Origin of the sequence: Foetidibacter luteolus, assembly GCF_009650435.1 — a bacterium.
GTDB classification, from domain to species: Bacteria; Bacteroidota; Bacteroidia; order Chitinophagales; family Chitinophagaceae; genus Foetidibacter; species Foetidibacter luteolus.
Map to the genome: position 1 here is coordinate 1 of NZ_VVIP01000033.1, position 20,345 is coordinate 20,345.

Here is a 20,345-nt window from a genome sequence, read left to right on the forward strand (position 1 = left end):
AGCTTAACCATACAGCAACTGAGCATTATGTTCGAGGGGAGGATGGCCGCAATTTTCTAAAAATTTTTCACGTTCCTTTTTCCGGCCATGGCCGGAAAAAGGAACGTGAAAAATAACCTTGACACAGTTTAAATTACACTCCCGAGAACTGTATGTAGTAGAAAACCTCAAGTAGCTAAATGGTTACCGATAACCTGTCGACTGGATGTCTTTGGATTGTCGCTTAGCGTGCCATGTAATAGCCCAACAACCTGCCTGCAAAATAGCAAGCCTGTCACACTTTGGGTGAAGGATTGAAGCGGTTACCCCGGTGAAGCCTTCGCAACCGGGCCTTGTGCCGGGGTAATAGTACAACCGAGTTAAAAGCAACTGAATGTTGCTTTTGACGAAGGTGGCAAACGCAGTTCTGCCCGGCCCGAGGGACGAGTGGCACCCCCCGATAAATCTCTGCTTAGTACCCATATAAAAAATAAAGTCCCGCTTTTGCAGGACTTTCCGGGGCTATAGTTAAGGGTTGAAACTAAGGGAGGGTTATGGGTTGGGCTTAGGGCAAAGTTGGTGGCTTAAGGTTGTGATCATATAATTTCCAATTTGATGCCAGGCATATATTCTTTCATAATTGATTGATATACAGTAAATTAATTTTCCGATGTGCTTTTGCTTTTCTCTTTTCTGGAAAAAAACCTTCCTGCTGTGGGAAAGAATAGTTTTATAAAAGAATGAATATTCATTTATATTTGTTCCTGTATGAGGCTTAAAGACGACAACAAAAAAGAGCGCATCCGCAACAAAGCCATAGAAATGATTGTGCACCATGGCTTTGACGGCCTGAGCATGCAGAAACTGGCAAAAGCTGCGGGTGTATCTCCGGCCACTATATACATACATTACAAAGACCGCGACGACCTTATTGTAACCATTAGCCTTGAGATAGCTAACCGCCTGTTTGAAAGCAGCCTGCTGAACTTTAGCCCTGATATGAACTTTGAAGAAGGCATGAGGCTGCAATGGAAAAACAGGGCCAACTTTTTTATTGCGCACCCCATGGACATGCTTTTTATTGAACAGGTACGCTATTCCCCCGTTTATGAAAAAGTAAGGGAAATGCTCGGCCAGAATTTTAAAGAAATCATGGGCCGTTTTGTTAACAAAGCCATTGCCAACAGCCAGTTGGTTCCATTGCCTTTTGAAGTGTACTGGTCGGTGGCTTTTGCGCCGCTTTACCAGTTAATTAAGTTTCATACCCAGGGTAAAAGCTACACAGGTAAAAACTTTACCCTGGATGAAGCCATGATGGAACAAACCTTGCAACTGGTGCTGAAGGCTTTAAAACCATAGTTTACATAATTACCATTACTACCAATGCCGGCATTTTTTGCAAAGAGTTGCCGGATTAATACATACTTATGCAGCCAACACAAAATACATCAGCAAAATTTACCCGTTACCAGGTTTTTGTTATTGCCATCATAGCCATTATACAGTTTACCATAATCCTTGATTTTATGGTACTGTCTCCGCTCGGCGCCATTTTAATGGATAAACTCAGCATCAGCACACACCAGTTTGGGCTGGTGGTATCGGCTTATGCATTTAGTGCCGGCGCATCGGGACTGTTAACGGCTGGCTTTGCCGATAAATTTGACCGCAAGAAGCTCCTGCTCTTTTTTTACGCCGGTTTCCTTGCAGGTACATTGTTCTGCGGTCTTGCCCCCAATTATCATTTTTTGCTCGTGGCCCGCATTATAACAGGGCTGTTTGGCGGTGTTATAGGGGCTGTAGGGTTTGCCATTGTAACAGACCTTTTTACCATGCAGGTACGTGGCCGCGTAATGGGGTTTGTGCAAATGGCCTTTGCCGCCAGCCAGGTGTTGGGGCTGCCTACAGGTCTTTACCTGGCCAATAAATTCGGCTGGCATTCGCCTTTCTTTCTCATTGCTGGTTTTGGCCTTATTGTAGGCGTTCTTATTATAATTTATATGCGGCCGGTAATAGGCCATCTTGCATTGCAAACCCAACGCAACGCGTTTGAACACCTGGGCAAAACCATTGCTGAGCCGGCATATCTCCGTGCCTTTTTGGCAACCACCCTGCTGGCAACCGGCGGTTTTATGTTAATGCCTTTTGGCAGCGCCTTTAGCATACACAATCTTGGCATACAGCTTTCAGACCTGCCATTGCTCTACCTGGTTACCGGCCTTTGTTCAATGGTGCTGGGCCCGCTGGCAGGCAAGCTTAGCGATAGCATCGGCAAGTTTAACATGTTTTGCGTGGGCACTATTATCACCCTTGTAATGGTGCTTATTTATACACGCCTTGGCATTACCCCGCTGTGGATAATCATCGTCATCAACATCCTGTTGTTTACGGGAATCACCTCCCGCATGATATCCGCCTCGGCTTTAATGACTGCCGTGCCCGAGCCCAAAGACAGGGGCGCTTTTATGAGTATTAATTCATCGGTGCAGCAGGTATCCGGTGGTATATCTTCCGTTATTGCCGGCTTAATTGTTGTTCAGCACGGCAACGGCCCGCTGCGGCATTACGATACGCTTGGTTATGTGGTGGTAGCTGCCATGCTGGTAACTGTTGTTATGTTGTACTACGTAAACCGCCAGCTAAGCAATAAGGCAAAAACCGCCAGCCCTGTTGCGGGTGGCGTGGTAATGGAATAATCATTATTGCTTCGCAATAATTTGGCAAAGGCTATGATACCGGCTTTCGGTTTTTCATAGCATCGCCTGTTGCGTCGCAATCCTTTCATCGGTTGGTTCATTGGGCGGCTTTTTAGCCCGGGTTAGATTAGCTTTTCAGGCATATCCATTATAACTAAAAAAGGAGACTTTCTTTTTTGAAAGATTTAATCGCATTTGGTAAAAGCAATTCCCTCCGTCATCAACCTGCACAAAAACAGAAAGCCATGTTTGGTTTTTCCAATTACAAAAACCGTTTACATAAACAAGTTTGTCACCTTGGCTGTCTGTTACTACAATAAACTGTCTTTTGTAGCTATCAAATGCACGGGATGCTCTTTCGGTTTTCATCTGTTCTTTGGTCAGGCTGTCAATAACAGCAATTTCGCTTTCTGATAATGCTGCAGGCTTGCAGGCAGAATCAAAAAAATCTTTTGCAAGATTGTTTAAGATTACATATTGCACGCTGTCCTGGCTGTCTTTGGAAGCAGCGGGTAATGACTTAGCCTGGGCAGGTTGGCCCGGGCAATCGGAATTTGTGAATAAAAGTAAAATCGTTAAGATACATAAGCATCCGGCGTTACAGGGTTTCAGACGTTTCATCAGGCTTGATTTATTTTAAAAATAAAATAAACAATTTATTTATTTGGGTACTTTTACCCCCATTGCTGTAACACTAACCTTTTCAAAGCTTATTAACCATCTCTTCATCAACATCTCCATAATGCCCAGGTAAAATGCGGCTGTGGCCATTCTTGATTCAATATCGTTTAGAGAAGGATGTCAGCCTGAGCCTGTCGAAGGCGGGTGCGTGAAATGCAACGGATATAAAACGGTTTCGATCCCAAAGTTTCGGAACTCAACCTGACATTGGTTTATTAACTATACGACATTGATTATTGATTGTGCAGCCCGGCATTATTGAAAAGCTCATATTTTAAAACATATATACCCTCAAAATTGCTATGGGAGATTTTCAGATTAAGAAATCGTCAAAGGTTTACGATGCCGTTGTGGTAGGCTCTGGCGCAGGCGGGGGCATGGCCGCTTATGTACTGGCGCATGCCGGTGTAAAAGTGCTGATGCTGGAGGCAGGCGCCTACTTCGATCCAGCCAAACATTCCTCGCAGTTAAAGTTTCCTTACGAATCGCCACGCCGGGGCGCCCGTACCAAAGAGCGTGGCTTTGGCGATTTTGATGCGGCTTTCGGTTCCTGGGAGTTGGATGGAGAACCTTACACCACCAAAGACAATACGCAGTTTGACTGGTTCCGTTCCCGCATGCTGGGCGGCCGTACCAACCACTGGGGAAGAATTTCTTTAAGATTTGGCCCCAAAGACTTTCAGCCAGACGATGGCGTTAGCGAACGCTGGCCCATTACTTACGACGAGGTTAAACCTTACTACGATAAGGTTGACCGCCTGCTGGGCATATTCGGCACTGTAGAAGGCCTGGAGAATGAGCCCGATGGTATTTTTATGAAGCCACCCAAGCCGCGGTTACCGGAGCTTTTTATAGTAAAAGGCGCTGCCGCTGCCGGTGTTAAAGTAATACCGGGCAGGGGTTCTGTACTTACTGAGCCTTTACCCGGCAATAAGGAAAGGGGCACCTGTTTCTATTGCGGGCAGTGTGGGCGTGCCTGTAAAGCTTATGCGGATTTTTCTTCCTCCTCCTGCCTGGTGATACCGGCACTTAAAACCGGTAACCTGGAGCTTATTTCCAACGCCATGGTGCGGGAAGTGTTAACGGATAAAAATGGACAGGCCACCGGCGTATCCTACATAAGCAAAGATGATATGCAGGAATACCAGGTAAGCGCCAAAACGGTGATATTGGGGGCCAGCTCCTGCGAATCTGCCAGGATCATGCTCAATTCAAAATCTACCGTGTATGCCAACGGCCTTGGTAACAGCAGCGGCCTGGTGGGCAGGTACCTGCAGGATTCAACCGGGTCTTCACAATCCGGCATATTGCCGCAGTTGTTAGACCGCAAACGTTTTAATGAAGATGCCACAGGCACCATTAACATTTATGCCCCCTGGCTGCAGGATAACAAGAAACTGGATTTTCCCCGTGGTTACCATATTGAGTTTGGCGGTGGCATGAGCATGCCCGGCTATGGCTTTGGCAGCTATGTACCCAAATACAATGGTGTACTGCCCGGCAGGGATGGCAAAAAGAAAGAGGCCGGGGGGTATGGCGCTTCCCTTAAGGATGATTACCGCAGGTTTTATGGCATACAGTTCGGCATGGCTGGCCGCGGCGTAGGCATGGCCCGCTATGATAACTATTGCGAAATAGACCCTAACGTGGTAGACAAATACGGCATTCCTGTACTGCGCTTTAACTACAAATGGAACAATGACGAAATAAACCAGGCCAGGCACATGCAGGAAACCTTTAGCCGCATTATACACGAAATGGGCGGCATACCTATTTCCAAACCGCATGGCCCTGAAGATATGTGGGGGCTGGAAGCACCCGGCCGCATTATTCACGAAGTAGGCACTACCAGGATGGGAAATGACAGCCGTAAATCTGTACTGAACAAATGGTGCCAGAGCCATGACTGCAAAAACCTGTTTGTAGTGGATGGCGGGTCTCATGTGCAGCAGTCTGACAAGAATGCCACCTGGACTATACTTGCCTTATCAATGCGTACGGCGGAATACATACTGGACCAGCGCAGCAAACAAAACATTTAATCAACTCTTTCAACATACTTACTTATGGACAGGCGCGAATCGTTAAAAGCCCTTGGTATAACCACCATCTCCGCAGGTGTTTTATTGGATGCCTGCAAGCCTAAGCCCAAAGAGCAGGCCGAAAAGGCCGCGGCCAATACCGGGGATACTGCCGACAGGCAGCCGGTAGAGATAGAAAGGGACAAAAAGCTGCATGCCGAAACCTTCTTTACCCCGCACGAAATGGCCACCATTACCATACTCGGCGATATCATTATACCTAAAGATGAACATTCCGGCAGCGCCAGCGACGCCAAAGTGCCGGAGTTTATAGAGTTTATTGTAAAAGATATGCCAGAGCATCAAACGCCCATGCGTGGCGGGCTGCGCTGGCTGGATGTACAGTGCATGAACCGCTACAGCAACGCGTTTAAAGATTGCACCCGGCAACAGCAACTTGAATTGGTGGATGAAATTGCCTACCCCGGCAAAGCCAAACCCGAAATGCAGCAGGGCGTTGCTTTTTTCGACAGGATGCGCAGCCTTACTGCCACCGGATTTTTTACCACAAAAATGGGTATTGACGACCTGGGTTATGTAGGCAATGTACCCAATAAATGGGAAGGTGTTCCGGAAGACATTATTAAGCAATACGGGCTTGAAAACGTGAAATTAGGGTAGCTGATGATTGCTGAATGTGTACAATAAAACTGGCCAGGAGGATGGTGGCTGGCATCCCACACGCAAATTTCCTCTCTCCACTTGCCCTGGTAATGTGCAGTGTAAAATTGATAACACCGAATGAGCGCCTGACCGGCTTTAAAAAGAAATAGCTGGCATGCCAGTTGTTACATTACGGGATATGAATATATTGCGGGTACGCTAAGCTCACTCCGCCATTATCAATAACCAAACAAATTGACTTACCATGAATTCACGCCGCGACTTTTTGCAAAAGATAGCTGCCTCTACCATTGCGTTACCTTTTGTGCCTTTATATGGCGCCGCCAGAAAAGAAGCTGTTAAACAACCTTACCAGGGGCCGGTATTGCGTGTAGCCATTATGGGCCTTGGCGGTTATGGCACCCGTGTTGCAGACGCAATGCGGGATTGCAAAATGGCTAAGCTAACCGGTGTGGTTAGCGGAACACCGTCTAAAATAAAGGACTGGCAGGCTAAGTACGGTGTACCCGAAAAGAACTGCTACAACTACGAAAATTTTGACGCCGTTAAAAACAACCCGGATATTGATGCTATTTATATAACCACGCCCAATGCTTTGCATAAGGATGAAGCCATACGCGTTGCCAAAGCCGGCAAGCATGTTATTTGCGAAAAGCCTATGGCGCTAAACGCGGTTGAGGGCCAGGCGATGGTAGATGCATGCAAGACCGCCAACGTAAAACTGCTGGTAGGTTACCGCATGCACTTTGAAGCCAAAACGCTGGAGGTGATACGCATGCGCAATGCGGGGGAGTTTGGAAAGCCTTTGTTTTTCCAGGGGCTTAGCGGTTTCAGGATTGGCGACCCTACCCAATGGCGGCTGAACAAACAACTGGCCGGTGGCGGCGCCATGATGGATATTGGTATTTACTCCGTTAACGGCGCCCGTTACATGATTGGTGAAGACCCCATTTGGGTTACCGCCCAGGAAACCAAAAACGACCATGTAAAGTTTAAAGAAGGCGTTGATGAAACCATCACGTTCCAGTTTGGTTTTCCCGGTGGCGCAACAGCTTCCTGCCTTTCTACCTACAGCATGAACGGCCTTGACAAATTTTACCTGAACGGCGAGAAAGGGTTTGCGGAAATGCAGCCCTCTACCGGCTATGGCCCTATTTTGGGCCGTACCCACAAAGGCGAGTTAACCCAGCCCCATGTTACACACCAAACCGTGCAGATGGATGAAATGGCAGGTATCATCCTGCAGGGCAAGCAACCGGTGGTGGCTGTAGACGGAGAAGAAGGGCTAAAAGATTTAAAGATTATTGATGCTATTTATGAGGCTGTTAAAACCGGCAACAAGATAGCATTGCAATTATAGCTGCATGGCCTGCTGTAAAGTAACTGCCCGCATGATGCTCCATGCGGGCAGTTGTGTGTTATGGTGTTGTTACGGTAGCCCAGGCATCCATCACATTGCCCATATTATCCCTAACGGTAACAACCACGGTAATGGTTTGGCCGGGTGTGCAATCGCAGGTAACAATTACGGCAAGGTCAATCACATCGGGCCTGTTATCTGTGTCGGGCAGTAAAGTGGCTTTGGCGCAATCTGAATTAGGTCCCGTGGCAACGGCTGCAAAAGAAGTAATGGTAATGGCTTTTCCGTTGGCATGAGAGGCTGTAAAAGGCAATCTTGTACTGCCGTTGCAGGGCACAGGCGCCTGGTTGGTAAAGGCCGCTGTTATGGGGTTGGCCGCCTGGCAACCGGCCAGCAGGCACAGCAGTGCCGCAGCGGTAAAGCGCATGCACTTTATGAAAGGTTCCGGTTTCATATATGGTATGTTTTGATGACGGGCTTATTGCGTGTATGCGGTAATGCAGGTAGCGGGCTTATCCTTTGCGTAGTTGTGATTGTGTAGTAAACTTAAGCTGGCAGCAACGGGCATAAACACCTATTAAGTTACAAAAGTTTTATGCCAAAACAAAGCATGGGCGGTACCGCCCATGCTTTGTTTTTAAATACAACAGGTTTTGAGCCAGGGGGCAGGAATGCTATGAGGCTGCTGTTGCGTCGCACTCTTGTACGCCACCGCTATAGGCAGCTACACATTACCCATCCCGGAGATATTGCGGGATACCCGTTTCTAGTTGAACATGGCCTTTCATGCCCGCCGCAAGCCCTCAATAAACTAATTTTAGGAGAAGGCGTTTGGAGTTAGGTAATTACCCTATGAATACAACAAAAAATATTTACTGATAAGATAGCTTATGATTTGCTGGTTTTACCTTAAATGCGCAAGCCCTTTCAATCTAAAAAAAGTAGGGTGGCAACAGTGTGGGGCAATTAGGTAGTTAGAACTTGGGGATGCCTACGGTTTTAAGAAGATGATTGGCGCGGTTTACTTTGTCCTGAAACAAAGGCTGGTCATTATACTTGCCTTGAAGTGAAGGGTTGATTTTATCGGCCTTCCGCTGCCTTTTTTTGGTGATATTTGCTTTTTGTGCTGTTTTCATACTATCACAAATCTACATATTTTTTACGCACTGCAAAGGAATGGTAAGTTGTGTTTTTCCGGAAGGGTTCCCAGTCTTCATCAGTCAACCCTAAAATAATAAAGTCCTTTTCAATATCTGTAAGGTTGTTTGCAACTCCAATTCTATAAAGTCTTGTTCGTGCAAGTGTACTGCCTGTTGCAATAACAACCGCACCGGGGTAACACTCTGTAAAAAAGTATAAGGTTTGCGCTACAGTCGCTAACACTTTTTTACTGTCGCTGTTATTGGTCACGGTAAGATCACTTATAAATCCTGTTTTGGGGTCTTTATCGCCGAATCCTAAGTTGTAATATCCACGTACATTGATTTCTGTATAATGTACAACCTTGGTTATTGTCCCTTTTGGGCCAGTGCTATTAAACTCAAAAGTCAACATGTCTGGCGAGCTTTCAAATGAGTAACGGTTATCTAACATAAACCGCTAAATTAAACGTTTTATCTTACCTGGCGGGCCGGAATACGGGTATCGCTGGTTCGCCACATGCATATTTGATAAAGCCTACAGATAGTGCCCATCTATGTGGCCATCCGGGCCGGTGTTTTCAGTAGCTAAACCAAGGCTAAAGCTGTTGCCGGGTTTCAATTAACCCAACGCTTAAGCCTTGGGTTAAAAGTAGAAGCGCTAATGGCTTTAGCCTGAGTGTTGTAAATATCTTTCTGCCAGGTAGCTACTGTGTCCTGTCATTACCCATCCCTTGCCTGGTTTCTGGCAGCCTACTGCCCATTAAAAATTACTCCGCCTACGCTTCGATAAAAGCCCCATTGCGTACAGAACGTACAAGAGTGCGACGCAACGGAAGCTTAATGCTTGTTCCTCCTGCCGGGCCCATAATAACTCTTCTTCAGTAACCGGGGCCTTTATTGGTCCCACCAGAGCTTATCGGCCAGCGAGCCTACCTGCGGTACGTTTTCGGCATTGCGGCTGGTTTCGGTGGTAGGGTAACCTACCCGCCTGATAAAGCTGGTGAGCAGCGCATTGGCGGGCAAGGCAAAATCCTTATACTGGTAGTTGTGCCGCCGTGCATCAGTCCAGGCTTCGGGGTGCAGAAACATGGCCACGTATTTTTCCTTAAAAACAAGGTCTTTGGTAAACGCGGCCTGCCCCACGGCTACAGCAGGGTTGGCCAGGTAGGCATCCCTGTCTGCTTCCGGCACACCCAGCTTGTCCATGTTGGCTTTAATGCCGTCAAGGTAAGCCTGGTAAGCCCTTGCTTTGTCTGTGGCAAAAGCGGCTTCGGCTTCTATAAACTTCATTTCCGCAAAGGTTACCAGTAATAGAGGGGCGCCTGTTTTTGAATAAAAACCGTTGAGGGAAAGGTAAGACTCGTCGCCGGTGGTGCCTCCACCGGAACGGCCTGCGCCATTACGGGTGCCCTTATAAGTGCCTTGTTTGGTGGTATCGGTAATATAGGCAATACGGGGGTCGAAAACGCCGTAAGTAGTGCCATTGAGGGCGTCTATAAAAGTGGCGCTCATCCAGCCGTCCAGCAGGTTCTGCGTATTGTTATAGGCAGACAGGTTCCAGGGGCTGCGGTTAACAAAGCGTGTAAGCTGGGCATCATCGCTGTTAGAAGTGTAGGCATTGCCCAGCGCTGTCAGTATAGCCGCGGGGTCGTAAGCAGGCAGCTTGCCCAGCCTGTTTAGCAGGCGGGCCTTAAGTGCATAGGCCGTCTTTATCCAGGCAGCTTTTTCGTCTGTAGCGCCACCATGCACCAGGTCGTTAGCGGGGTCTAATACAATGCCGGGGTTGGCCTGTTGCAAGGCGGCTATACCATCATCCAGCAGTTGCAGGCAACTATCATAAACGGCCGGGGCATCATCGTAAGCGGGCTTGAAAATATTGGGGTTCCAGGCCTGGCTGTAAGGCACATTGCCAAAGAAATCTATCAGCAGGCTCATGTTCATGGCATTGGTAATTTTTGCCACGCCTATGTGTTGATAGGCATTCCTTTCAACGGCGATTGCTTCCATTTTGCGGCTGTCTTCAATAATGTCGTAAATATTCAGCCAAAGAGCGCTCCTGTCCACATTTTCATATACATCAGAACCACTTGACGCGTTGGGCGAGGCCAACTGCTGCGTATAATAAGCGGTAACGTTGCCTGCCCTGTTTACATTAATACCGGTTTGATAAGTTACGTTGGCTAATAACGCATTGATAGGCGGGTTTTGCGTTTGGTTGGGATTGGCCTGGTTAATATCCAGGTAGTCTTTGCCGCAGGAAGCCAGTACAAGTGCCAGTATAAAAAGAAAAAATATATTGTTGTTTCGCATAGTTAATGATTTTAGAATTGAAGGTTTACACTGAACAAAAAGCTTCTTACAGCGGGATAAGTGAACCCGGAGAAACTGTCTGAAGTATTATCCCCGGAAGGAGAAGAACTGGATTCCGGGTCGAAACCTGTAAAATCTGTTTTTAACCAAAGGTTGTTGCCAGTGGCTGAAACGGTAGCGCCGGTAAATACTTTGGATTTAGCCAGCCATGTTTTTGGTAACGTGTAAGAAAGTGAAACTGATCTTAGCCGTACCCATGAGGCATCTTCAATAAAGTTTTCGCTGGAGCCACGGTAAACATTGCGGTAATAACCATTACCATAGTCTTTACCATCCGGCCCGCGGCCCTGGCCGAAAAATACAGCCCTTGTATTGGTTTTGCCGTCGGCATCCACACCGGGAATAACAATCATTTCCGTGCGGTTCTCTGTAAACTTAGCTGTGCCGAACGCTGCCATGAAATTGGCGAACTGGTTGTAGCGGTACTGGCCCTGGCGTATATCGAACAGTACAGACAGGGAGAATTGCTTATAGCGTAAAGTCTGCATGGTGCTGGCAATCCATTTGGGCAGGGAACTACCCAGGTAGCGTTGCGTAGCATCCACCACAGGAAAAGCGGCGGTATCCAACTGGTAAGGCAGGTTTTTGTACAGGCTAATACCATCATCAGCCACACCCCCGTAATACCTGCGATAGCTGGTGCCAAACATGGCGCCATAAGCGTATCCCGGTACCAGCTTCGTGGTTACATTGGAGCTAAGGTAGCCAAACTGTGAACCGATGATAATCTCAGACACATCCTCGTTTAGCCTGATAACACGGTTTTTGTTGGTGGAAAAATTGATGCGGAAATCCCAGCTAAAATTTTTTGACTGAACTGGAACAGCGGAAAGTGTTATTTCCAGGCCTTTGTTTTCAATTTCACCGGCGTTAAGGTAGGCGGCGTCATACCCGGTGGCGTTGGATATTTTGGCAGGCAGTAACAGGTCTTTGCTTTTTGAAAGATAAGCTACCAATTCCAGCCCCAGCCTGCTTTGCAGAAACCGGAATTCAGCGCCTGCTTCGTAAGTATTGGTAAACTCCGGCCGCAGGTTGGGGTTGCCCAGTGAATTGCTTTCAGTAAAAGGAACAGCGGAGCCGATGGGGGTGCCGGCAATAAAACCAGTGGTAATGCCATAAGGGTCTCCATCCTTTCCCAGCTTGGCATAAGAGAGTTTCAGCTTGCCGTAATTCCACCAGGCTGGTGTTTTAAAGTGGTCGCTGAAAATGTAGCTAACACTGGCAGAAGGGTAAAAATAACTCCTGTTGCCCGGCGCCAGGGTAGAAGTAAAGTCCTTACGGCCGGTAACATTCAGGAACAGGTAGTTCTTCCAGCCCAGGGTGGCATCCGCGAATACGCCGTAGTTGCGGTAATCGCTTATGTAACTGTTACCCAGTACCCTTTTGGTGTTTTGCAGCAAAAACAGGTCTGGCACAACCAGGGTATCGCCCTCAGCGCTGGTGCGTCTTACTTTCACGTCACGTAAGTCATGCCCCAGTTTAACATCCAGGGTAAGGTTATCATTCACCAGGCTGGTAGTAATGTTGGCCATGGCGGTAGAAGTAAGTACCCGGTTGCGCAGGTTGTATTCGTTTACAAAGCCCTGGCCGTTATCGCCGTTAACAATTTCGCCAACAGTGCCTTTGGGGCCGGGGGCGGTATGTGTTCTGGCATCATTGTAAAAATCGTTGCCGATGCGGTAAGAGAGGGTAAGCCATTTTACCGGCGTATAGTTAATAAAAGTGCTGGCAATGGTACGGCTTACATTGTCCACAAACCTGTTGGTGGCCAGGGTATACACCGGGTTGTCCGTAGCGCCGTAAGATTTTTGGGTGCCGTCGGCATTAATATAGTCCATCACGTTCAGCCTCGGTGTCCAGTAGATCAATTGTTCACCGTACCTGTCTGCATTAATGCGGGTACCGCCGGAATTGATGAAGTTAATAGAAGCGCCGGCCTTTACTTTGGATGATATGGTAAACTGTGCATTTACCCGGGCATTATAGCTGCGGTAATCGCTAAAAGGTATTACCCCGTTCTGGTTAAAGTAAGACAAAGATCCAATCAGTTGCATCCTGTCTGTACCGCCGGTTACATTAACGGTATGGCGGGTTTGGTTGCCGGTTTTGTAGGCTTGTTTATAGTTGTCATAAATCTGGTCTGGGTGGGTAGGGTCAATGGCTTTGGCATCCGCAATGGTGGGCCCCCAGGATGGCCAGAAACTAATGGGGTCGTATTCAGGCAGGCGGGATACGGTGCCCACATAGCCCTGTGTAAATTTATCCTGCACTTCCGGCGTTTTGTTAACCTTGTCTATACCATACATGCCATTGTAGCCAACCTGCATCCTGCCACTGCGGGCAGATTTTGTGGTAATCAGTATGGCCCCGTTGGCGGCCCTTATGCCATACAGGGCTGTAGCTGCGCCTCCTCTTAGTACAGAAACGCTTTCTATATCATCCGGGTTAATATCGCTGGCACGGTTGCTCATGCCACGTGTTTCGGCCCCGCCGGTGGTATAAGTGCTGTTGTCTATTTCTACGCCATCTACAATAAACAAAGGCTGGTTGTTCCTTCCGGCGTCAATGGAGTTAATGCCCCGGATAATAATGCGTGCCCCCTGGCCAGGTGCGCCGCCGGAGCTGGATATCTGTACGCCGGCTACCTTGCCCTGCAGGGCATTCACCACGTTGGGCTGGTGGTTGGCGTTAAGGTCTTTAGCATCAACCTGCTGCACCGTATAACCCAGCGACCTTTTTTCTTTCCTTATGCCAAAAGCGGTAACTACCACTTCATCAAGGCTGGCCTGAGACGGTGTTAATGCCGCATCAACCACGGCGGCATTGTTTACCGGTATTTCCGTTGTGGCAAAGCCTACAAAAGAAAATACCAGTACTGCGTTGTCTGTTTGCAGCGTAATGCTGTAGCTGCCATCCTCGCCGGATAAGGATTTGGTGGCAGTCCCTTTTTCTTCAATAACTACTTTGTCCAGTGGCTGCCCGTCGTTTGATGAAGTGATTTTTCCGGTAACGGTCTTGCCTTTTTGTGCTATGGCGCAGATTGAACTGAAAAGCAGCGCACACACGAAAGCGGTGAGTTTTCTCATAAGCTAAAATTTGGAGCGTTAAAAAATGTCCAGAGGTAGGTATGATGCGCAGAAGGCAAACTGCGGGTTGTTACAAGCTGGTAGTTTGTAGTAGCAACAAAGCCGCAGTTAATGTTACAAGAAGCAATGAAAATAGTGATTAATTAATGAAGGCATGTACAGTATTGCGTATTTTTTACACCAGTGGTAACACCGTTTAAAAATGATTTGCTCAGGCTGGCTATTTTCCTTTATTTTGCGCCTCTGAAAAAAAGACCCGGTAGCTCAGCTGAATAGAGCAACTGCCTTCTAAGCAGTAGGTCATTGGTTTGAATCCAATCCGGGTCACAAAGCCGGCACAAGTTAAATGTGCCGGTTTTTTTATTGTGGACGTTGTGTAAGGCTAACCTTAGTCAACTGCTGCGTTAAAGGTAAATCAGGGGGTGCCCCCAAGCTGCGCAAGGGGTCGGGCTTTCCGCTAATACTCCGGCACAAAAGCTCTGCTGTCATGGCCTCACCGGGGTATTCGCTGCAATCCCTCACCCAAAAGTGTAACCTGTTGCAAGTTTTGCAGGCCAATTAAAGGGTACAGCTACAAAAAACTTTCAGGCTGCTATCTTTTGCAAAAAGCTGTTCATAATTTTTTACAGGGGTGTATATTGCCGGTTAGTTGTTTTTCCACAACTATTAAACCAATGAATAACATGCACAAACCCATATTTATCTTCTGCTGTATTACCAGCCTTTTACTAACCCAGGTTACCAATGCCCAGCGGGCGCAAACAGTTGTAATAAGTTTTGATGAAAGCCATGCCTACCAGACTATAGACAACTTTGGCGCTTCCGATGCATGGGCCTGCCAGTTTGTTGGTAATTGGCCCGACGCAAAAAAGAATGCCGTGGCTGATTGGCTGTTTAGCCTGGATACATTGCCCGATGGCAACCCCCGTGGTATTGGGTTAAGTTTGTGGCGTTACAATCTTGGCGCCGGCAGTGCCGAGCAGCAGGAGGGAAGCGGTATAAAAGATGAGTGGCGCCGTGCAGCCCTTACGCTTGGCAATAGCGAAAAAGTGCAGGCTCAAAACTGGTTTTTGAAGGCGGCCCAAAAAAGGGGCGTACAGCAGTTTCTGGGTTTCTACAACAGCCCACCGGTACAGTTTACTAAAAATGGAAAGGCGTATGCCACCAAAGGACAAAGCAATATAGCCAGTGCCAGCTACCAGGCTTTTGCCAGCTACACGGCACAGGCCATTGAACATATCAGCCAGGCTACAGGGGTAACGTTTACTTACATAAGTCCTGTTAACGAACCCCAGTGGGACTGGAGCGATGGTGGCCAGGAAGGTTGCCCCTACACCAATGCCGAAATCAGCGGGCTGGTTAAGGCATTCAGCAGTAGTTTCAATCAAAAAAAGCTGGCCACGCAATTAGTGGTTACAGAGTCAGGGCATCTTAAATACCTGCTTACCGCAGAGGATAAACAGGATAAGGACAACCAGGTGGCCGATTTGTTCCAGGCATCTTCGCCGTTGCATATTGGCGGCATGCCGAATGTGTACCCTGCCATCGCGGCGCACAGCTATTTCAGCACTTCGCCATTTGCGGATGGCATGCAGTTGCGCAACCGGGTAAGAGACACAGTTGCACAGGTAAAGGGTTTGCGTTACTGGCAATCAGAATACTGCATATTGGGCGATAACGCCGGCGAAATAGAAGGCAACAGGAAAGATCTCGGCATGCACCCCGCCCTTTATATAGCCAAGGTAATTCATGAAGACCTGGTAGGTGGCAATGCTTCGGCCTGGCAGTGGTGGACAGCCGTATCCGCCTACGATTACAAAGATGGACTGGTGTATGTAGATAAAAACAAGAACGACGGCCAGGTATCCGACAGCAAAATGCTGTGGGCGCTGGGCAATTACAGCCGCTTTATAAGGCCCGGTATGCAAAGGGTGCAGGTACAAACAAAAGACGGGAAAGATTTGCTGGTTTGCGGGTTTGCCAATGCTAAAAAAGACAAGCTGGTAATGGTACTGGTAAACGAAGGCCAGCAGGACAAAAACATTTCACTGCAGCCGAAGGGTAGCTCCAGGCGCTATCAAAAAATTACATTGTACAAAACCAGCGCAGATGCTAACCTGGCCAGGCAAGGGGTTTTTAAAGATGCAAGCTTTTCCGTGCCCGCTAAAAGTATTGTTACGGTAGTGATGGAGTAATAGTATGGCAATGTTGGGGCTTTCGGCTTTTTAAGCTTTGTTCAGGCTTCAGTCCCGGCTTTTCGCTGCAAGTCCTCACCACTCGTTCCTCGTGGTTGCGGGCTTTCCGCTTCAATCCGGCAGCCATTCAGCCAAACAATACTACCCGGCAGGCATAGCGGGCACACTGAAACGTTGTGCAATCAATCAACTTTAGTCGGATGCCCGGCAGGGGGCCGTTGATTGCTGACATGCAGTTGAAGTTACAGTAGCATAAAAGCTTAATCAGAGCCTTAGAAAGAAAAGTGCCGTATATTGTTTTTTCTTGACTTTTTGTGTCAAGCCTGCCACCGGGCTTGTTCCGGCACAAAAAAGTAAATAACAGGATTACTTATTACCATCAACTTTTGTATTAAAATATTCTTCTAAATTGTTTTATGAAACTACTCTTAACCGCGCTTACTTTTTTGCTCTCGCTGGGGCATTATACTTTTCATAAGGATACAGAAGCCGCGTACATGGCAACAGATAGCACCAAAGGTTTAAAGGATTATTACGAAACGTATTTTCCCATTGGCGTAGCGGTTTCTCCACGGGCCTTGAGTATGCCGGGTGAGTCAGCTTTGGTGTTGCAGCATTTCAATAGCCTTACCCCGGAAAATGCCATGAAGATGGGGCCCATACACCCGGCTGAAAACCAGTACAACTGGAAAGGCGCAGATTCTATTGTTGCTTTTGCACAGGCGCATGGGCTTAAAGTGCGTGGCCACACGCTTTGCTGGCACCAGCAGGCACCCGCCTGGTTTTTTAAAGACACTGCCGGAAACCTGGCAACAAAGCAGGTATTGCTGCAGAGGTTGAAGGAACACATTACTGCCGTTGTAAGCCGGTATAAAGGAAAAATATACGCCTGGGATGTAGTAAACGAAGCCATAGATGATAACCCGGCCAATTTTCTGCGCAATTCACTCTTCTATCAAATATGCGGGGAAGATTTTATTGCCAAAGCCTTTGAATATGCCCACGCTGCAGACCCTAACGCCATCCTTTTTTACAATGATTACAATACAGAACGCAGGGAAAAAGCAGACCGGATTTACCGTTTGCTGAAAATGCTGAAAGAAAAGGGCGTGCCGGTACATGCCGTTGGCCTGCAGGCGCATTGGAGTATCTATGAGCCGTCCCGCGAAGAGCTGGAGTATGCGATAGAAAAATTCGCTTCGTTGGGTCTAAAAATACAGTTTACAGAACTGGATGTATCTGTTTACAAATGGGAAAAAGAGCGCCGGCAAAAAAGGGCCGATGACGATGATGCTTTTACGGCGGAAAAAGAGCAGCAGCAATTGGAGAAATACAAAATGGCTTTTGAAGTATTCCGCAAATACAGGCAACACATTACCGGTATAACGTTCTGGAATATATCAGACAGGTATAGCTGGCTGGACGTATACCCCGTGGCCGGCCGAAAGAATTACCCGCTGCTGTTTGATACCACGCTCCGGCCCAAAAAAGCTTATTGGGCAGTGGTGGATTTTTAGGAGGCGGCAATTCAGGCCCATCGCTTCATGTTCCCTCTTAATTGAGAAAATCAAACTTACCTATAAATTTGCCTATGGGCCATACAACGAAACTTTCCGTAAATATCAATAAGCTGGCAACGCTCCGTAACAGCCGTGGCGGCAATAATCCTGATGTGGTAAAATCTGCTGTGGACGCACAGCGCTTTGGCGCTGACGGTATTACGGTGCACCCCCGGCCGGACGAAAGGCATATACGTTACAGCGATGTGCGGGAGATTAAAAAAATCATCACTACCGAATTTAATATAGAAGGCAATTGCACAGAGCAAAAATTCGTTGACCTGGTGCTGGAAACCAGGCCCCACCAGGTAACATTGGTGCCCGATGCGCTTAACCAGGTAACCAGCAACCACGGGTGGAATACCATTGAGCACCAGCAATACCTGCAAGGTATGATTGAGGTATTTAAAAATGCGGGCATTAGGGTGAGTATTTTTGTTGACCCGGTAGTAGAAATGGTGGAAGCAGCCGCTACAACCGGTACCGACCGCATTGAGCTGTACACCGAAGGCTACGCCCGGGAATACCACAACAACAAAGCATCCGCAGTAGCGCCTTATATAGCCGCCGCTGAAAAAGCACGGGAGACCGGCCTGGGCCTTAACGCCGGCCACGACCTTGACCTGGATAACCTGCAGTACTTTAAGCAAAGTATACCCTGGCTGGATGAAGTATCCATAGGCCATGCACTAATTTGCGATGCCATTTACCTCGGCTTTGAAAATACCATACAGATGTACAAAAGACAGCTTTTATAACGTGGGGGCGTAGGATTAGGTATAATAAACGCAAAGGCTTACGATACCAGCAGCGGTTTTTCATGGGGGATTTCATTGCAAATAGGATTTTGTTATAATTGGGTCTTTCAGTGAAAGAACCAATTATAACAAAATCACTTCGTCTTTCAGTGATAATGGCGGCTTCAGGTTTATGCAAAATCTTCAAGATTAAATTTGCACAGCTTCTTGGATAAAAGCACAAAACGTTCCTCTGGAACGTGGATATCGCCTTATTATCTTCTACCCGCAAAGCGTTCCGCAGGAACGCAGTTTGCTTAATGCGCTTATCCTGCTATTTGTAGGGTGTTAGATGTGCGAATTTTACATCGTACATCCCACATCATACACCTAACATAGAAAAGGTACTTCGTGCTTCGTAACCCGTACTTAAACTATTCTGCCACCGGCTCACTGTAAATAAAATCGTCCGCCACTATAAAGTCGCGGGGGGCACCCTGGCTCACATCTTTAGTACCTTCCGCCAGGAAGCCATCGTGGCTAACGGCTAACCGGGTTTTTATATCAACAGCCCAGCAACCTGCAGCCTGCTTCCGGGTGAGGGATTGAAGCGGATACCCCGGTGAGGCCATCGCAGCCCGGCTTCTGTGCCGGAGTAATAGCGGAAAGCCCGACCCCTTGCGATAGCTTGGGGGCACCCCCCTGAAAAATCCTGATAAAATCATTATCATTGCCGCATTACCTAAAACCACACAAATGATTACCGGCAAGGTTGTATTGATACTCGGCGCAAATTCTGATGTAGCCAAACAAGCCATTAAGTTGTATGCAGAACAGGGCTGCCATGTAATAGCAGCATCCCGCAGTACGGATGAACTGGCAGTATTTGTACAGCAAAACATACAGGCAACCGGCCAGGTAACCATTCTGTATTTTGATGCCGTGGCTTTTGATACGCACCAGCTTTTTTATAACAGCCTGCCTGCCAAACCCAACATTGTGCTGTACGCCGCAGGTTATCTTAAAAACAACGAAGATGCCATACAGGATTGGGATGCGTGTTTCCGGATGATGAAAGTGCATTATTGCGGCGCTGTATCTATCATCAATATCATTATAGCGGATGCCGGCAACAGTGGCCTGGAAAGAATTATCGGGCTTTCATCGCTCAGCGGTGTAAGGGGCAGAAAAAGCAATTTTATTTATGGCAGCACCAAATCTGCCTTTACACAATACCTGGCCGGATTGCGACAGTATATTGCCCACCGTAACATAACTGTAAATGTTATTGTGGCCGGCTACATACGCAGCAAAATGACGGCGGGCCTTAACCTTACCGAATCACTGATGCTGGAGCCGCTGTTCATAGCCAAAGCAGTGGTAAAGCCAGCCAAACGTTTTACCATTGTGCCTGGCTTTAAATGGAAGATGATCTATTATATTTTAAAGCTTTTACCGGAACAACTGGTTGCTAAACTGCCTTAAGCAGAAAAGCGTAAAAGGCATGTGTTATCTGCTGCTTTTTACATAATTTCATGCCTTGTCGTTAAAACCTATGCTTGCTTATTATTTGCCTGAAGTAGAAATACCGTTTACATGCAGGCCTGCAAAAGCCGGGCCCTTTTCAGCAATATTTTTTGATGGTTAGCGTAAGCATTTAACAACCCTTACAGTAAGGACAGAAGTGGCCGCATTGCTTTGTGCGTTTCTAAGTTTCAGGAGGTGTCCCCAAGCTATCGCAAGGGGTCGGGCTTTCCGCTATTACTCCGGCACAAAAGCCCGGCTGCGATGGCCCTCACCGGGGTAACCGCTTCAATCCCTCACCCGAAGGTGCA

Annotated in this window: 15 protein-coding genes and 1 tRNA gene; 10 read left to right on the top strand and 6 right to left on the bottom strand. The window is 47.6% G+C overall.

What is annotated here, in order from left to right; genetic code table 11:
• The first annotated feature begins 747 nt into the window (after nt 1-747).
• On the top strand, nt 748-1,338 hold the full coding sequence (locus F0364_RS08795) for a TetR/AcrR family transcriptional regulator (protein ID WP_153797405.1): 591 nt from the start codon (nt 748-750) through the stop codon (nt 1,336-1,338).
• 68 nt (nt 1,339-1,406) lie between these two features.
• Nucleotides 1,407-2,675: an MFS transporter gene (locus F0364_RS08800; RefSeq protein WP_153797406.1), complete on the top strand. Its 1,269-nt coding sequence runs from the start codon at nt 1,407-1,409 to the stop codon at nt 2,673-2,675.
• A 135-nt stretch (nt 2,676-2,810) separates the two neighbouring features.
• Here the strand turns inward: F0364_RS08800 and F0364_RS08805 are convergent, their stop codons facing one another.
• Nucleotides 2,811-3,296 carry a hypothetical protein gene (locus F0364_RS08805; RefSeq protein WP_153797407.1) on the bottom strand — a complete coding sequence of 162 codons (486 nt, stop codon included), beginning with the start codon at nt 3,294-3,296 and terminating at the stop codon, nt 2,811-2,813.
• Nucleotides 3,297-3,658: 362 nt separating this feature from the next.
• On the opposite strand from F0364_RS08805, the gene F0364_RS08810 reads away from it, so the two are divergent.
• The 3 genes from F0364_RS08810 to F0364_RS08820 all read left to right on the top strand — a co-directional run bounded on the left by F0364_RS08810 (nt 3,659) and on the right by F0364_RS08820 (nt 7,421).
• Nucleotides 3,659-5,398, top strand: coding sequence for a GMC oxidoreductase (locus tag F0364_RS08810; protein ID WP_153797408.1), 1,740 nt, complete (start codon nt 3,659-3,661; stop codon nt 5,396-5,398).
• 24 nt (nt 5,399-5,422) lie between these two features.
• On the top strand, nt 5,423-6,058 hold the full coding sequence (locus F0364_RS08815) for a gluconate 2-dehydrogenase subunit 3 family protein (RefSeq protein WP_153797409.1): 636 nt from the start codon (nt 5,423-5,425) through the stop codon (nt 6,056-6,058).
• 247 nt (nt 6,059-6,305) lie between these two features.
• The gene (locus tag F0364_RS08820) at nt 6,306-7,421 is read left to right on the top strand and encodes a Gfo/Idh/MocA family protein (protein ID WP_153797410.1); all 1,116 of its coding nucleotides are present in this window, start codon (nt 6,306-6,308) and stop codon (nt 7,419-7,421) included.
• Between the two features lie 58 nt (nt 7,422-7,479).
• Here F0364_RS08820 and F0364_RS08825 read toward each other — a convergent pair whose 3' ends face one another.
• The 4 genes from F0364_RS08825 to F0364_RS08840 form a co-directional block, all read right to left on the bottom strand.
• Nucleotides 7,480-7,875, bottom strand: coding sequence for a hypothetical protein (locus tag F0364_RS08825; protein ID WP_153797411.1), 396 nt, complete (start codon nt 7,873-7,875; stop codon nt 7,480-7,482).
• 686 nt (nt 7,876-8,561) lie between these two features.
• The gene (locus F0364_RS08830) at nt 8,562-9,014 is read right to left on the bottom strand and encodes a DUF6934 family protein (protein ID WP_207632580.1); all 453 of its coding nucleotides are present in this window, start codon (nt 9,012-9,014) and stop codon (nt 8,562-8,564) included.
• A 443-nt stretch (nt 9,015-9,457) separates the two neighbouring features.
• Nucleotides 9,458-10,873, bottom strand: a complete 1,416-nt coding sequence (locus tag F0364_RS08835) for a SusD/RagB family nutrient-binding outer membrane lipoprotein (RefSeq protein ID WP_153797412.1) — start codon at nt 10,871-10,873, stop codon at nt 9,458-9,460.
• A gap of 11 nt (nt 10,874-10,884) precedes the next feature.
• The gene (locus tag F0364_RS08840) at nt 10,885-14,019 is read right to left on the bottom strand and encodes a SusC/RagA family TonB-linked outer membrane protein (protein WP_153797413.1); all 3,135 of its coding nucleotides are present in this window, start codon (nt 14,017-14,019) and stop codon (nt 10,885-10,887) included.
• A 253-nt stretch (nt 14,020-14,272) separates the two neighbouring features.
• Between F0364_RS08840 and F0364_RS08845 the strand changes: the two genes are divergently transcribed.
• The 4 genes from F0364_RS08845 to F0364_RS08860 all read left to right on the top strand — a co-directional run bounded on the left by F0364_RS08845 (nt 14,273) and on the right by F0364_RS08860 (nt 18,531).
• Nucleotides 14,273-14,346 (top strand) — tRNA-Arg (locus F0364_RS08845).
• A gap of 356 nt (nt 14,347-14,702) precedes the next feature.
• A complete protein-coding gene (locus F0364_RS08850) occupies nt 14,703-16,214 on the top strand; it encodes a glycoside hydrolase (protein ID WP_207632581.1) in 1,512 nt (503 codons plus the stop codon).
• Between the two features lie 416 nt (nt 16,215-16,630).
• Entirely contained in the window at nt 16,631-17,731 is a 1,101-nt protein-coding gene (locus F0364_RS08855; protein ID WP_153797415.1) for an endo-1,4-beta-xylanase, read from the top strand.
• Nucleotides 17,732-17,805: 74 nt separating this feature from the next.
• Nucleotides 17,806-18,531 carry a pyridoxine 5'-phosphate synthase gene (locus tag F0364_RS08860; protein WP_153797416.1) on the top strand — a complete coding sequence of 242 codons (726 nt, stop codon included), beginning with the start codon at nt 17,806-17,808 and terminating at the stop codon, nt 18,529-18,531.
• A gap of 413 nt (nt 18,532-18,944) precedes the next feature.
• Here F0364_RS08860 and F0364_RS08865 read toward each other — a convergent pair whose 3' ends face one another.
• On the bottom strand, nt 18,945-19,142 hold the full coding sequence (locus tag F0364_RS08865; RefSeq protein ID WP_153797417.1) for a hypothetical protein: 198 nt from the start codon (nt 19,140-19,142) through the stop codon (nt 18,945-18,947).
• Between the two features lie 124 nt (nt 19,143-19,266).
• Between F0364_RS08865 and F0364_RS08870 the strand changes: the two genes are divergently transcribed.
• Nucleotides 19,267-19,995, top strand: a complete 729-nt coding sequence (locus F0364_RS08870; RefSeq protein WP_153797418.1) for an SDR family NAD(P)-dependent oxidoreductase — start codon at nt 19,267-19,269, stop codon at nt 19,993-19,995.
• Nucleotides 19,996-20,345 lie beyond the last annotated feature (350 nt).

Bases quoted from the DNA above. Each gene is read 5' to 3' on its own strand.
- F0364_RS08840 (WP_153797413.1), bottom strand. From the start codon at position 14,019: ATGAGAAAACTCACCGCTTTCGTGTGTGCGCTGCTTTTCAGTTCAATC.
- F0364_RS08810 (WP_153797408.1), top strand. From the start codon at position 3,659: ATGGGAGATTTTCAGATTAAGAAATCGTCAAAGGTTTACGATGCCGTT.
- F0364_RS08800 (WP_153797406.1), top strand. From the start codon at position 1,407: ATGCAGCCAACACAAAATACATCAGCAAAATTTACCCGTTACCAGGTT.
- F0364_RS08815 (WP_153797409.1), top strand. From the start codon at position 5,423: ATGGACAGGCGCGAATCGTTAAAAGCCCTTGGTATAACCACCATCTCC.
- F0364_RS08820 (WP_153797410.1), top strand. From the start codon at position 6,306: ATGAATTCACGCCGCGACTTTTTGCAAAAGATAGCTGCCTCTACCATT.
- F0364_RS08860 (WP_153797416.1), top strand. From the start codon at position 17,806: ATGGGCCATACAACGAAACTTTCCGTAAATATCAATAAGCTGGCAACG.
- F0364_RS08795 (WP_153797405.1), top strand. From the start codon at position 748: ATGAGGCTTAAAGACGACAACAAAAAAGAGCGCATCCGCAACAAAGCC.
- F0364_RS08830 (WP_207632580.1), bottom strand. From the start codon at position 9,014: ATGTTAGATAACCGTTACTCATTTGAAAGCTCGCCAGACATGTTGACT.
- F0364_RS08870 (WP_153797418.1), top strand. From the start codon at position 19,267: ATGATTACCGGCAAGGTTGTATTGATACTCGGCGCAAATTCTGATGTA.
- F0364_RS08855 (WP_153797415.1), top strand. From the start codon at position 16,631: ATGAAACTACTCTTAACCGCGCTTACTTTTTTGCTCTCGCTGGGGCAT.
- F0364_RS08835 (WP_153797412.1), bottom strand. From the start codon at position 10,873: ATGCGAAACAACAATATATTTTTTCTTTTTATACTGGCACTTGTACTG.
- F0364_RS08805 (WP_153797407.1), bottom strand. From the start codon at position 3,296: ATGAAACGTCTGAAACCCTGTAACGCCGGATGCTTATGTATCTTAACG.
- F0364_RS08825 (WP_153797411.1), bottom strand. From the start codon at position 7,875: ATGAAACCGGAACCTTTCATAAAGTGCATGCGCTTTACCGCTGCGGCA.
- F0364_RS08850 (WP_207632581.1), top strand. From the start codon at position 14,703: ATGCACAAACCCATATTTATCTTCTGCTGTATTACCAGCCTTTTACTA.
- F0364_RS08865 (WP_153797417.1), bottom strand. From the start codon at position 19,142: ATGGCCTCACCGGGGTATCCGCTTCAATCCCTCACCCGGAAGCAGGCT.